The organism is Megasphaera hexanoica, from assembly GCF_043520715.1.
GTDB classification, from domain to species: domain Bacteria; phylum Bacillota; class Negativicutes; order Veillonellales; family Megasphaeraceae; genus Megasphaera; species Megasphaera hexanoica.
In genome coordinates this window covers 780,198-793,964 of the sequence record NZ_CP171361.1, presented here as the reverse complement: position 1 = coordinate 793,964, position 13,767 = coordinate 780,198, and the positions used below count along the sequence as shown (strand labels likewise).

10 protein-coding genes are annotated in these 13,767 nt (G+C 55.5%); 1 reads left to right on the top strand and 9 read right to left on the bottom strand.

Annotated features, from left to right (window positions below):
• Positions 1-111 precede the first annotated feature (111 nt).
• The 6 genes from surE to recG all read right to left on the bottom strand — a co-directional run bounded on the left by surE (position 112) and on the right by recG (position 6,394).
• Positions 112-867 (bottom strand): 5'/3'-nucleotidase SurE, encoded by a 756-nt coding sequence (gene surE / locus ACGTIC_RS03695; RefSeq protein ID WP_075581958.1) that lies wholly within the window; start codon positions 865-867, stop codon positions 112-114.
• An 8-nt stretch (positions 868-875) separates the two neighbouring features.
• Positions 876-2,126, bottom strand: coding sequence for a glycosyltransferase family 2 protein (locus tag ACGTIC_RS03690; RefSeq protein WP_113855406.1), 1,251 nt, complete (start codon positions 2,124-2,126; stop codon positions 876-878).
• Between the two features lie 21 nt (positions 2,127-2,147).
• Positions 2,148-2,822: a phosphatidylcholine/phosphatidylserine synthase gene (locus tag ACGTIC_RS03685; protein ID WP_059076664.1), complete on the bottom strand. Its 675-nt coding sequence runs from the start codon at positions 2,820-2,822 to the stop codon at positions 2,148-2,150.
• A complete protein-coding gene (locus tag ACGTIC_RS03680; RefSeq protein ID WP_059076663.1) occupies positions 2,819-3,457 on the bottom strand; it encodes a phosphatidylserine decarboxylase in 639 nt (212 codons plus the stop codon). Before ACGTIC_RS03680 ends, ACGTIC_RS03685 begins: the two co-directional genes overlap by 4 nt.
• Before the next feature lie 16 nt (positions 3,458-3,473).
• Positions 3,474-4,202 carry a WecB/TagA/CpsF family glycosyltransferase gene (locus ACGTIC_RS03675; protein ID WP_059076662.1) on the bottom strand — a complete coding sequence of 243 codons (729 nt, stop codon included), beginning with the start codon at positions 4,200-4,202 and terminating at the stop codon, positions 3,474-3,476.
• A gap of 140 nt (positions 4,203-4,342) precedes the next feature.
• A complete protein-coding gene (gene recG, locus ACGTIC_RS03670) occupies positions 4,343-6,394 on the bottom strand; it encodes an ATP-dependent DNA helicase RecG (RefSeq protein WP_257536632.1) in 2,052 nt (683 codons plus the stop codon).
• Positions 6,395-6,511: 117 nt separating this feature from the next.
• On the opposite strand from recG, the gene rpmB reads away from it, so the two are divergent.
• Positions 6,512-6,703 (top strand): 50S ribosomal protein L28, encoded by a 192-nt coding sequence (gene rpmB / locus ACGTIC_RS03665; protein ID WP_059076660.1) that lies wholly within the window; start codon positions 6,512-6,514, stop codon positions 6,701-6,703.
• A gap of 67 nt (positions 6,704-6,770) precedes the next feature.
• On the opposite strand, the gene ACGTIC_RS03660 is transcribed toward rpmB, so the two are convergent.
• Genes ACGTIC_RS03660 through ACGTIC_RS03650 form a run of 3 tightly spaced genes read right to left on the bottom strand, consistent with a single transcriptional unit; the run spans position 6,771 to position 13,723 of the window.
• A complete protein-coding gene (locus tag ACGTIC_RS03660) occupies positions 6,771-7,841 on the bottom strand; it encodes a flavodoxin family protein (protein ID WP_113855404.1) in 1,071 nt (356 codons plus the stop codon).
• Between the two features lie 13 nt (positions 7,842-7,854).
• On the bottom strand, positions 7,855-8,847 hold the full coding sequence (locus tag ACGTIC_RS03655) for a lactate dehydrogenase (protein ID WP_113855403.1): 993 nt from the start codon (positions 8,845-8,847) through the stop codon (positions 7,855-7,857).
• Positions 8,848-8,860: 13 nt separating this feature from the next.
• Complete coding sequence (locus tag ACGTIC_RS03650; protein ID WP_113855402.1) at positions 8,861-13,723, bottom strand: phosphohydrolase; 4,863 nt, start codon at positions 13,721-13,723, stop codon at positions 8,861-8,863.
• Between the last annotated feature and the right edge of the window lie 44 nt (positions 13,724-13,767).

The window sequence follows — 13,767 nt, the reverse complement described above, 5'->3', positions numbered from 1 at the left end:
AATATGTATGATGTATTTGTTATTATAACCACTTCTTTTACAAAATGCAAGCCCTGTATGGAAATTTGTCCATACAGGGCTTGCATTTTGTACCATGTATACATGACTTTATCAAATATATTGCCGTACAAGTTCCATGGCCCGGTCTGCCGTCTGCTGCCATTTTAGCGGGGTCAGGGCGATATGGCCGTTGCGGATGCAGGCTACGTCGCTGTCTTCCGGTGCCGTCGTAAGGTCGAGATCTCCGACAATCTTGTAGCAGAGACTGCCGTCAATATCCCGTTTCTCGGCGATGACGTTATGGTAAATCTGCACCGTCTGGGGAACGACGCAGGCGTTCTTCAGCGATATCTCTCCGTCCCGTGGTATATTGACGTTCAGTATACCCGGAAATTTACCGCAGACAAAGACCTGTTCCACCAGTGCTTTTACCAGGCGTGCCGTTTCCCGGCAGCGGTCTTCCGTCATCGTTCCCATGGAAACAGCCATCGCCGGTACCTGATAATACGGTCCCTCCATAGCCGCCGATACGGTTCCCGAATAGAGAACGTCACTGCCCAGATTATAGCCATCATTGATTCCGGAAATAATGAGGTCCGGCCGGTCATCGCGGAGGAAATATTCCATAGCCATTTTGACACAGTCTACAGGCGTGCCGGAAACGGATATTTCCCGTACCCGGTCCGTCGCACCAGGATGTTCATGGCAATACAGCGTGCGGTTGATGGTCATGGAATGGGAAGCGGCGCTGCGCTGCCCTGCCGGAGCCACGACGGTGACCTTCCGGGCATAGCCCATCATTTCTTCTTTCAGGATCTGCAGACCCTGTGCCTGCAGTCCGTCATCATTGGTAAGTAGTATATGCATAGATTCTCCTATTCTTTATTCTGCTTGCGCAACAGAGCGGCGTTATCATAGGAAACGGCTCTCGTATGCAGGGTATGGCTCCATTCCATCTTATGACGGTCTTTGAATCCCAGGAAATTGACGGGAATCCAGCTGTATATAAAGAGGGGATAGACAATGAGGTACAGCCACGATTTAGGCGGCACTTTAATCTGCAGCAGCACGATGACTGGTATGAGATATTGTCCGATACCGAGGACAGTCCATATCTGGACGGGGATCAGCTGGTTGAGGATATTGGTATACAGCGGAATATAGGAATTGACCATGGCAATGCCCGCATAGATGGTGGACATCATCATGAAGAACGGCTGCGACAGTGTGATGATGCCGTCGAGCATGCGGATATTGCCCGTCTTTATGCCTCTGGCAAAGAGCTTGGGAATAAACCGTTCGCCGCAGTCACACTGCCCCTGGGCCCAGCGTTTGCGCTGCCGGCAGGACTGCATGAATCCCAGTGCCTTTTCATCATAGATGATAGCGTCGTGGGCCCAGCAGGTACGTACTCCTTCGAGGAGGACCTTCATGGAAAACTCCATATCTTCTGTCAGGCAGTCGCAGCCCCAGCCATACTTGCGTACGATGTCCGTGGCGATGCACATGCCCGTGCCGCCCAGAGCCGTTGAAAGGCCGATATTATACTTGGCCAGATGCCACATGTGGTTGATAAGCCAGAAGGCGATGGAAAAGGTACCGGCAATCCACGTATCGGTCGGATTTTTGGAATCCATATAGCCCTGGATGACCTGTTCGCCCTTGCAAAGATGGTTGTTCATTTCCCGGAGGAATTCCGGATGGACCAGATTGTCGGCATCAAAGACGACAAAGGCGTCATACTGTTTTTCCTGGGCCAGCATCTGGGAGAACATCCAGTCCATGGCATATCCTTTGCCGACGTGCTCCTTATTGGTGCGCACGCGGACAAAGGCCCCGTGGGCCCGGCAGACATCGGCTGTCTTGTCCGTGCAGTTGTCGGCTACGACATAGACATCGTACATGTCTTTGGGGTAATTCAGTTCCTTCAGATTGTCGATGAGGTTGCCTACGACCCGTTCTTCATTATGGGCGCAGATGACTGCCGCAAAGGTATGTTTGGGTGGCATCATCACCCGGTCCCGTTTCTTCATGAGACCGAAGCAGGCCAGGATAAAATAGTACAGCGAATAAAATACGATGATTACTTGTATGGGTATCATGATGATATCCAAAAGATGTTCCATACACGACTCTCCCTAACGAACTCAGTGAGAAGCAGCGGCATTCATGGCCGTATTGACCAGACCAAAAATGATGTACAGGAAGAATGGCATGATGAGGACCAGATGCCAGTCTACCAGCCAGAGGACCAGGGCACCGCAGAGTACGGCAATCGCCAGGGCCGATTTGTGAAGCACATCGGGGCTGGCGCCCTTGAAATCGGGATTATGGACTTTGCTGACCAGGTGATAGCCGAGGGCCAGGGTCAGGATGGCGATGATCCAGGCCGGCAGATGGACGCCCGACAGGACATAGGTCGCCACGATACATCCGCCGTTCGGGATGGGCATACCCTGGAAATAGCCGTGGATGACCGTCGTATTCAGATTGAAACGGGCCAGGCGCAGGCCACCAAAGCAGGCATAGAGGACAGGCGGGACCATGCCAATCCAGCCCAGTTCATGAAGTGAATAGGAATAAATCAGAAATCCCGTTGCCGCGCCAAAGGAAACGCAGTCCGACAGGGAATCCAGTTCCTTACCGAATTCGCCCTGCACCCCCAGGGCCCGGGCCGTCCGCCCGTCGAGGGCATCACATACCATAGCCAGCAGGATGCATACAGCGCCCCATGTCAGATAACCCTGGGACGTAAGCATGATGCTCAGGACGCCAAATCCCAGATTGCCTGAGGTAAACAGGCAGGGAATTACTTTTTTCATTCTTGAATCCTCCCTATGATAGTTTCTCCGCCACGGACCTTCTGGCCTTTCGTGACGTATATATCGACGTTATCCTGCACGAATACTTCGATGCAGGAACCAAACTTAATCATACCGTACAGCTGGCCGTGCTGCAGCTCATCTCCCAGCGTCACCCAGGAAACGACACGCCGGGCCAGTACGCCGGCGATGAGCGTCACGAGGATATTGGTGCGCTTGTTTTCAATGCCCAGGGAATATCGTTCGTTTTCATAGCCTACGCCCTTTTCATAGGCCGGGCGGAAGCGGCCGCACGTATACTGCTGGAATTTGATGATTCCCGAAAGAGGCGTGCGGTTGATATGGGCATCGAAGATAGACAGGAATATAGTGATTTTCCGACATTTCTGATTGAGATACAAATCCTCAAACGTTTCTTCTACCGAAACAACCGTCCCGTCGGCTGGCGACACGAGAGCCAGCTCATCATCGGGGATATGGCGTGGTGGATTACGGAAAAAATAGGCAAAATACAAGGCAAGTACACCCGGCAATACGGCCGCATAGGGATTGAGGAAACGCCATGCCAGGACAGCCAGCAGGGCCGGTACCAGAATGAATACGTAGCCATCTTCTATGATAAGCGGTTTTTTCACATCACCACGGCTCCTTTCACATACGGCCGCCGAATTTAACGGCAGCCATAAAGCGGGGCAGCGCCAGCATACGCCGGAAGCGGCTCGGTTCTTTGCACAGGCGGTACAGCCATTCCAACCGGTTCTGCTGCATCCATACGGGGGCCCGGCCTACGCGGCCGGCCAGCACGTCAAAGGTACCGCCGACACCCATGCAGACACAGGGGCCCAGATCATATAAGTGGTCGCGGATCCATTTTTCCTGTTTGGGGACGCCGAGAGCCACCAGCAGGATCCGCGTGCCATGGCTGCGGATTTCGTCAATGATGTCTTTTTCCTCGGCAGCACTGAAAAAGCCCGAATGGGTCCCGGCCAGATTCAGTTTTCCATAGCGCGCTTCAACATTGGCCGCCGCTTCGTCTGCTACGCCGGCCGCCGCTCCGAACAAATAGACCGGGGTCTGGCGCGCTGCCGCTTCTTTGAGCAGCAGTTCCGCCACATCACAGCCAGTAACCCGTTCCTTGAATTTCTGTCCTTTCTGCTCTGCCGCCCAGAGGACGCCGGCGCCGTCGGGAATCACCAGGTCGGCTTCCTGCAGGGCCTGTGCCAGTTCCCGGTCTTTCTGGGCCCGCATCACCATTTCCGCATTGGCCGTCGCAATCGATGCCGCACGGCCTTCGGCAATGCAACGGAACACAAAGTCTTTCGTTTCCGCCAAACTGATGTTGGCAATGGGAACGGATAATATATCGATTTTACTAGACAACTCCATCTCCGCCTTATTCTATAATAGTCTGTTCTGCCCTGAAAAGCAGAACTATGCCACATTGGCACTTTATCCTTTATTATAGCTGATTCACCCGATTCTGTACATATTTTATACAGAAATTCCCTGACCTCTCCCATTCAGTTATTCAGCAGTTTCTGGAACGACCCGCCAAACCGCCGCTTCAGGGCCCGGAGGACCGGTTCTTCTGCACCATGTCCGTTCACAAAGGATGCCGCTTCCTCCCGCGCCTCTGAAAGGAGAGCTACGTCACGGATAATATCGGCAGCGTGCAGATCGGGCAGGCCATGCTGGGCATAGCCGAAGAGCTGGCCTGCCCCACGGAGAAGCAGGTCTTTTTCCGAAAGGGCAAATCCGTCATGGATGGTCTCCATATAGTGCAGGCGCTGTCTCGTCTCTTCACTGCCTTTTTTAGCAAGGAGGATGCAGTACGCCTGCAGGCTGCCCCGGCCGACGCGGCCCCGCAACTGGTGGAGCTGGGCCAGTCCGAACCGTTCGGCACCATCGATGAGCATAATCGTCGCATTGGGTACGTTGACCCCGACTTCGATGACGCTGGTCGCCACCAGGAGCTGTATCTCTCCGCGGGAGAAGGCTTCCATGACGGCTTCCTTTTCTTTCCCGGCCATCTTCCCGTGGACGAGGCCGCAGCGGAACCGGGGAAAAACGGACGTCCGCAGCTGGTCATACAAGGCCGTGGCCGCCTGCAGGTCCACGTTTTCCGACTCTTCCACGAGGGGGCAGACGACGTAGCACTGCTGGCCGGCTTTCATCGTCTTTTCCATGAACGCATAGATGCGCCGGCGCATGGACTCGCCGACAGCATAGGTTTTGACGACTTGTCGTCCCGGCGGCAGGTCGCGGATGGATGATATATCGAGATCGCCGTACAAAGACAGCGTCAGCGTACGGGGAATCGGCGTCGCCGTCATGTACAGCGTGTGCGGCGCCCGGCCTTTTTTCTGCAGGGCTTCCCGCTGGCGCACGCCGAAGCGGTGCTGTTCATCGGTGACGACGAGCCCCAGGGCGGCAAACTGCACGTCGTCCTGGATAAGGGCATGGGTACCGATGAGGATCTGCACGGCCCCACTCTGCAGGTCTTCCAGCAGCTGCACCCGGTCCCTGGCCCCGGTCCGTCCCGTAAGCAGGGCAATGCGCACGGGCAGGCCCTGAAAGAGGCGGATGAATTCCTCGTAATGCTGGGATGCCAGGATTTCTGTCGGCGCCATGAGGGCTCCCTGATAGCCGTTTTCCACGATTTTGGCCAGGGCCAGGGCCGCAACGACGGTCTTGCCGGAACCGACGTCCCCCTGGACGAGGCGCTGCATGGGCACTTCGCCTTCCATGTCGTTCTGGATATCGAGGAAGGCACAGGTCTGGCCTCTGGTCAGGGCAAAGGGCAGCTGGTCAAAAAACTGCTTCAGTAAGGGGCCGTTGGGGCCGCATTTGATGCCCTGCCGCCGTCCTTCCCGCCGCCGGCGCAGGCAGAGGCCGGCCTGCATGTCAAACAATTCTTCATAGGCCAGTTGCTCCCGGGCTTTCTCCTGTTCTTCCCGGCTTTTGGGGAAATGCATCATCTCATAGGCTTCGACGAGAGGAAACCGGGAGTGACTCGTCGGCCGGCACGGCGCCGGCAGGAGATCCTGTTCTGTCCGGGCCAGGGTCAGGGCCTGGCGCACGGCTTTTCTCACGTCGGACTGGCGCAGGCCGTCCGTCAGTCCGTAGAGCGGCATGAATCCCTGCCCCTGTGGTTCTCCTTCTTCCACATCGGGCGTATTCATCTGGCGCCTGCCATAATTCCACTCGATGCGCCCGAAGGCCGATACGGTCATGCCCGTATGAAATTGTTTTTTCTTGAACGGCTGATTGAACCAGGTCATTTCTACGGCTCCCGTTTCATCGTGGAGCACGACCTTTAAAATCGTCATGCCCCGCCGGGGCCGTACTTCCTGTATGGTCCCGACGCGGCCGCACACCAGGACCGGTTCCTTCCGTTCCAGGTCCGCCCGGCCGATGGGGACGACGTGGCTCCGGTCTTCATAGTCGCGGGGGAAATACTGGAGCAGTGCGGGAATCGTCGTGACTCCCAGACGGGCAAACAGCTTTTCCCGGCGTACTCCGATACCGGGCAGCCGGCGAATTGAACTATCCATGAAAATACTCCTTGTCATTTGATTGTATTTATTGTATCATATTTTGTAGGCTTTTAATAAATAATCCTTGATTTGCCCCATATTTTATGATAAGATTTATATGTTGTACTGCGAAAGTACTAGGAGGTGTAACCCATGGCAAATTATTGCGAAATCTGCGGTAAAGGTACCGTAACGGGCATGAATGTCAGCCATTCCCATTTAAAAACCAAAAGAACCTGGAAGCCGAACATCCAGAGAGTACGCGCTATCGTAGACGGCGAAGTCAAACGCGTAAACGTCTGCACCCGCTGCCTCCGTTCCGGCAAAGTACAGCGTGATGTATAATCCGGTATAAAAAAAGATGATTCTTCTCTGAATCATCTTTTTTTATACCCTTTTTTTTGCGCTTCTATTATTTCATATCGATATGACGGGCCAATAATTCCGCCCGTTCCTCAATTCCCGGACAGCGGAGGATACTCTTCGGTTCGTTGGCCGTTTCCATGAGGGCAAAATGACCGGGCAGGATGAAATTCTTGTTGCAGTTCAGTGCCCCTATGATCTGTTCGGCTACGATATCGCCGCCGCTGTAGCCGGAAACAATCAGGGCAAAGACGCGTTTTTTCGAAAAGGTCTGCCAGTCCGTCCGGAACAAGGCCGTAAGGCGGTTGAAAAAGGCCATGATATTGGCGCCGACGGCATCGTTGTAATTGGGGCAGATGAGAACCAGCGTATCGCACTGGCGCACGGCAGGATAGACCTGTTCCACCATGATGCCGCCGTAGAAGCAGTCTCCCCTTTCGCCAAAGTGCAGGCAGGCCTCATAACTGCAGCCCCGGCAGTCCACGACCGCCCCGTTGCGCAGTGATATTTCCTCTACCCGCGACGCCGTGAGATAGCGGCGCACCATTTCCCACAACAGCAGGGTATTGCTGGTACGGCGGCTGCTGGCGTGGAGCGCCAGAACGCGGCGCCCGCATTCTGGCGGCGTTGCAAAGGACAGGAGTTTCTCCACGAGCTGGCGGACGCCTTCCTGATAGGCTCCCAGATTATCGACTCCCCGCACCCGGGCCTGTATGGTGAAATTGTACAGCGAACCCGTCGCCTCGACCAGCGGCTTTCCCGGAAAGGCGCAGCCGGAACGGTTGGCCATGAAAATCATTTCCCTGCCAATTTTCTTGGTAAACAGCTCATCGGCCCCATCGACGACGACAGCACCGCAGCATCCTTCGAGACAGTGGACATGCTGGGAAAGGAAGGAAATCATGCGGGCGTAGGCCATATTGAGGCCGCCCCGGGCCAGATTGATGGCAAAGAGGAAGCGCAGGTCTTCGCCGCCGCTGCGCCGCGTGCACAGGGCCACAAAGGGTGCCAGGCTGTCGATGACCGTATGAGGCACGTTTTGGAGGGCGTAGCGCAAAACGCTGTCTACCCGTTCAGGATGGCCCGGTTCCTGCCATCCCATTTTGACAACATACAACATAGTACATCCCTTCTTATCGTAACTCGCACAACCTGAGGTAGGCATAGGCAATGCGGTCATACAACGCCTTGGGCAGAGACCGGTCCTCGTAAGCCAGCCCTTCGTCCGTATAGCGGCTGCGGACGCCCAGGAAGGCACCCCGGTCCCGGTCTCCCAGATATACCGATCCGTAATGCCAGCGTCCTTCAAGCGTCAGCAGGATGGACAGGGCCGCCGACGACAGGGCCGGTGCGATGTACGGCTTATATCCCAGATTCCGGACGACGTAGTTGGCTTCTACGACCTTTCTGGTCAGTTCCCGCGACAGAGCATCGTCATAGCCATCGATGCGGTCGGCGATGACCAGGTCTTCTCCGTGGGGGCCGAAGGCCCGTCCTTCCTTGAGGTAATGGGCCATCCGTTCATCCTGTTCTGCATAGTAACAGGCCCGGGCATTCATGACGCCGAGACCGTAGCCCTGTATCTGCCAGGGCTGGACGCCCGATTCGTCCAAAAAGGCCGCGCACAGGGGGTCTACGGGATCGGAAACGATACAAACCAGACCGCCGTATGCCGCCTGACGGGCCAGCCCAGCAAAATGGCCGATGAGGCCTTTGTTGGCTTCCAGCTGGGCCATGCGTACGTCCCCCTTTGCCGAAAGGGGTGGTACACCCTTGCTGGCACAAAAGATGAAGACGTCGCAGTCAAAGAGCTGCTCTTCCGTGACCATATATACGGGTGGCAGTACCGGCCCGTCTCCCTGGCCGGCAAAGGGATAGCGTATCTGGTTGATTTCTATTTCCAGCCGGCGCAGATTGTTTTCATTGAGGTCGCAGATGCCGATGCAGGCAATATCTGCCGCGCCGAGGAGGCGCAGGCCGATGAGCATCGTCATTCCCACGTCACCCAGGGCCAGGATGTGGACGCGCGCCTTCTTCCCAGGCGTAAAGGGCCGGCCGGCAAGGGACAGCGGAGCCGCAATACCGGCCTGTCCCGGCAATTCATGGATATAATGTACTTGTTCCATACACAGTTCCCCCTTATTCTTCATCCAGTTTCCAGTATTCGCCCCAGCGCAGGCGGATGAGCCGTTCTATGTCGTTTTCTATGAACCGCGTCAGATCCATATTCTGGTCGAAGGTGACACCCACATCGATATCGGGATAGCGGGGATAGGTGACGACTTCGCCGAGACGCTTAAGGGTCAGGCGCTTTTCGTACGTTTCCTGATACACATCCTGCAGGGTCTTCATGATCAGCCGGGCGTTTTTCAGGCAGGTAAGGGAATAGAGGAAGGCCGCATCAGGGTCACTGTGCTTAATGAAAGCCGGCTTGACATAGGGCAGGATGAGATTGACCGACGGATTGCGGTCGTACCCGCTGTAATCGTGGGCATTGTCGATACTGTCGCCGCCGATGAAGGGATAGCAGTCCCGTTCGTTGAGCCAGACTTCCAGCGTCGGCAGATAATAGGCGCATTCGGCCTTGATGTGCTTTTCCGCCATCATATCCATGGCCTGACCGGTCATGACGCCGACGAGGACCTCTTTGATTTCCACCTGGTTCTTGATGAGATACGGCGTCAGCATGCGCATGCGGTGTCCCTTGTGGAGCAGGTCGTCGATGAGGATGACCGGCCGGTTGAAGGACTTAATGGTCCGGACCTGGTTTTCCACCGACGAATAGTGGTGGGTTTCGGCAATGGTAAATCCCTTGACGGCGCGGTTAAAATACTTTTCGATGTGGAGCGATTTGGTGACCGTATTGGGCACGAGGACGTCGCTCAGGGCCTTGCCGAAGGGAACAGACATATAGGGGCCGCGCCGCTTCTTCGGATCATCGACGATAGAAACGCCGTTGATATGGGCCATCTTGGTAATGATCTTATGGTGCATGGCACTCGTATTGAACGACAGGAGCAGCTTGCCCGGATAAATGCGCCGCATGACGGCCAACAGATTGGTATGGGCCTGTTCCAGTGCCTGCAGGACCCGGGGATGCTTGTTGAAGGGGTTCTTGATAATCGTTTCCACGTCGCGGAAAATGACGATGGGATCCTTCATATTGACCGCATACAGGGGATGGGCCGATCCCGGCGGGGCGATATTGACAAACCCCTGTTTCACCAGGGCATCGAGGACGGCGTCGTTATAACCAGCCTCATCGACGGGATGGTACACGGCATAAGCGTAATCCCGGGCAATGAGTTCCGTCAGGACTTCCGTGATGATGATCTGGCCGGCATTACTAATATCCGAATCGCCGGCAATATACAAAAAACCGATGGACGCGATACTGCCGGCCGCGTGGCGCCGGATGTGGTCCGCCGTCTGCATATCGCCGAATTCGGACAGCAGATCCCGGCTGTGGGCATTGTGGACGGCCGCGTAGGCAATCATCTGCTTCTGCTTCCCCGCGTTATCGATATAAATCGTCCAGACCCGTTCCTTGTCGATATTGCGGTCCCGTTCGATGTAGCGGTCCACTACGTCGATGTCATACCCCAGGGCGCCGAGACGGCTGTAAATCGGCCAGAGACTTTCCGCTCCTCTGGGCCGGAAGGCGCCGATACCGATTTCCCGGGCTTCCAGGACGTGTTTGTACGCCGGTTCGCGCAGGTACAGGTTGTTATCATAGATGAAATTCTGGGCTACGGCATCGATGAGATTGGAAATATCCCGGTTAAGGTCGATGTTTTCCCGGATACGGGTCGAGCTGATGTCTTCGTAGAATTTATCCAGGAGGAGCGGAATGACTTTGCCCGTAATGGGATAGCCGCCAGTCCCCTTCTTATTCTTCGTCTCCCGCGTTTCCCGGGCAAAGGTGATATGGTTCACCGTATGGATGGAATCGGCCGTCGGCACGGCTTTATAGGCCGAGGCGTTTTCGATGACATCGGTTCCGACGGCGATGTACAGCTCTTTGCCCGTGAAGATTTCCTTCAGGCGGCGCACGTCGGCCTCGTTGGCAATATTGACCGACACATCATCCGGGAAGGGATAAATATCCTCTTCATCGGCTACAGACATATTCATGATCTTGCGGCGCATGAGACGCGGCTGGGTATGCTTGGACCAGGAAAACTCATCCAGGGCCAGATAGACATCGAAGCCCAGGTCGCGGATTCGGCAGGCCACTGCTTTGTGCCCCAGACTGAAGGGGTCAAAGGTGCCGGGATAAAAGCAGGCCTTATGATGGCGTGGGAACTGGAAAGGACCGCAGAGGAACTGGTGACGGCTGATATAGCGGTAAATATGGTTCAGCACGGCGGCATTGCTGTAAAAATCCAGCGTCCCTTCACTATTTTCATAGAGGGTGATCAGCAATTTCTTGTACGAATGGGCAAAGAGAAAATCCGTCTGTTCCTGCGGCATGCAGGGGCTGTTAAAGACGAAACGGCCGATATCGCGGAAAGCGTCGCGACTCCGTTCCTTGTCGTAATGAGCATAGGCCTTGATCATGATATACAGGAGATGGCGCTGCCGTTCCCTGTTCTTTTCCTCATAATTGGGAAAGGCCGCCATGAATTCCCGGAAATGTTCCAGAATGACGCCGATCGTACTGACCATGGACGACGCCACCTGAGTGCTGGCCGTCAGGATCTGCTGATCCAGGGTGATGACGAATTCGTCCAGTTCCTGCGGCGGCAGTTTCAGAATCATACGTCCCAGATACTCCGGCACATATTTGGAAATCTGCAGGTCGCCGATTTCCAGCCCGTTGAAGAGTTCCACCGCCATTTCATTGCGCTGGGCGTAGGTCATGCGGCCGGCGATAGACATGAGTGCCTGGCCGGCAGCCTGGCGGACGAACAGAGATTCGCTCACTTTGAGCAGGTTAGTCAGATGCATGCACAGATGCATGACCGTGCCGCTGTCACAGGCATCGTCAAGATAATGGATCATGAGGTCGATGTTGGCCACCTTGACGACCCAGTGGGTCCCCATTTTGAGGTCATCCAGATAGAGGCTCCCCTCTTTCTGATAAAAAGCCTCCCGCTCAGACGGCAGTCCCTTGACGTTCAGCAGATTCTGCCAGAATTCCGTTTCCGGGCACAGGTGCAGCTTGTGCCGGCAGTAGAGGGCTGCGATCTGCAGGTTCGTGTCTTCCGCTCCGGCCGCTGTCGTAATGAACGAACGGGCCGTCTCCTGGAACGTTTCATCCATATAAGCGGACCCGACATCGCCCAGTGCTTTCAGGAGGATGATATACAGCTCGGTCATGTAATTCGTCCGTTCATAATATGAGCACAGGATGTCCATATAGGACGGCCGGTCTGTGACATAGCAGTCCTGAAGGACCGTACTGACAAAGGTCCCCAGGCAGTAGCCGATCCACATGCGGTGCTGGGCCGTAAAGCGCAGTCCCGGCTTGATGATGAGCGACAGATAGTGGCGGAACAGGACGAGATTGGTGATTTCCTTCTGCGGCAGGGACACTCCATCCGGCAGCTCTTTCGTATAGCGGTCGTTGAAATCGGCCACGATAGAGCCCATGAGGGCCGCTGCATCCATGCGGATATCCCCTTCCCGGTGGGACAAGAGTTCATAGAGGTATTTGAGGGTCATCATCTTCTGATGTTCCGTCATATACGTCGAATATTCCCGGAAAATACTGATATACGTACGGACATTTTTCCAGTTCCGTTCGCTCCGGGCGGCTTCGATGAGGTTGCCAAAATCACTCTCGCTGCGGAATATCGCCATGAGGCGCAGGTTGTGGTCGATGGCGGCGTATTTCAGCTCGGAGACGACATCATTTCCTTCCATGAGCACCCGTTCGCGGTGGATCCGTTCCGGCGGAAAGAGCGGCGCCTGGGAGAAATCCTCCGGCAGGTCCGTAATGACGCCCCGTTCTTTCATAAACTCTTCAAAGTCTGCCAGTTTGGCATAGACTTTCTGGTAGCGTTGCTTCTTCTTATCATCGACATTGTCGAGTTTGCCCAGGATGACGTCGAAGGCCTGGGCCAGAGTATAGAAATGGACGATTTCCCGGCCTTTTTCGTCCCGGCTGCTCTTGACGCGGAAATCGGCATAGATGAGCAGCAGCGACTCGGCAGACAGGTTTTCCAGTTCCAGATCCCATACGGAATGATTGGCTGCAATATGGCCGATAGACGGCAGTTCAAAGCGGCTGCAGCACAGTCCCGTGTAGAAATAATGCAGGTACGGGACGCGCCGCTCTTCCTGCTTGCGGCAGCCGTATTTCCCGATATCATGGCAGGCAGCGGCCCCGGAAATAAGCCCCAGGTCTACGGGCACATCGCACTGGCGCAGCTGGCGGGCCATGTACATGGCGACATAGTGGACACCGCCGATATGGCCCAGCGTATTAAAAGGCGTAATGTCGATGCCGATGCGCATGAATTCATAGATATAATGGTCCCATATGAGCTCTTTCATATGGAGGTATTCCGGGATAAATCCGTTGGCCCGGATTTCATCCTCCGACAGGAGCTCCATATCCTTCGTCGGGTCGAAGGGCAGGGTATACCGTTCATACTGGTACAGGCCGCGCAGGATCTGCAGCAGCAGGATCCGTCCGATGCGGTAGGGCGGCGCATCGTCCAGTGCGGCGGTCATGGCCGGCTCGTCCCAGGCTGCCGTATTTTCCGGAAACAGCCGGGCCAGAATGGAATAATAGCAGTACGACAGCCAGCCGCCTTCGGGCACGGCGGCAAAGACATCCAGATGCTTTGCCAGGCAGGACGCGACGGCCGGTGCATAAAATCGGCCGTTCCCATCTGCTGTACGGGCCAGCTCCTCTGCAAGGGGTGCCAGCATCGCCGGCCGGCGCAGGTTCCCGAGCAGCTCCGACTGGAACAGGGGCTGCCGGGCAAAGGATGGGTCATTCAGGGCATGGCGCAGTGCATCCTGGATAGTAAGGGAGTTTCCACGATTCATACGATTTCCTCCTCATACGCAAAAAGACGCCGAAACGGCGTCTT

What these genes read in the sequence shown, in the direction of transcription:
- surE (WP_075581958.1), bottom strand. Translation starts at nt 867, where the DNA reads ATGCATATACTACTTACCAATGATGACGGACTGCAGGCACAGGGTCTG.
- ACGTIC_RS03690 (WP_113855406.1), bottom strand. Translation starts at nt 2,126, where the DNA reads ATGGAACATCTTTTGGATATCATCATGATACCCATACAAGTAATCATC.
- ACGTIC_RS03685 (WP_059076664.1), bottom strand. Translation starts at nt 2,822, where the DNA reads ATGAAAAAAGTAATTCCCTGCCTGTTTACCTCAGGCAATCTGGGATTT.
- recG (WP_257536632.1), bottom strand. Translation starts at nt 6,394, where the DNA reads ATGACAAGGAGTATTTTCATGGATAGTTCAATTCGCCGGCTGCCCGGT.
- rpmB (WP_059076660.1), top strand. Translation starts at nt 6,512, where the DNA reads ATGGCAAATTATTGCGAAATCTGCGGTAAAGGTACCGTAACGGGCATG.
- ACGTIC_RS03660 (WP_113855404.1), bottom strand. Translation starts at nt 7,841, where the DNA reads ATGTTGTATGTTGTCAAAATGGGATGGCAGGAACCGGGCCATCCTGAA.
- ACGTIC_RS03655 (WP_113855403.1), bottom strand. Translation starts at nt 8,847, where the DNA reads ATGGAACAAGTACATTATATCCATGAATTGCCGGGACAGGCCGGTATT.
- ACGTIC_RS03650 (WP_113855402.1), bottom strand. Translation starts at nt 13,723, where the DNA reads ATGAATCGTGGAAACTCCCTTACTATCCAGGATGCACTGCGCCATGCC.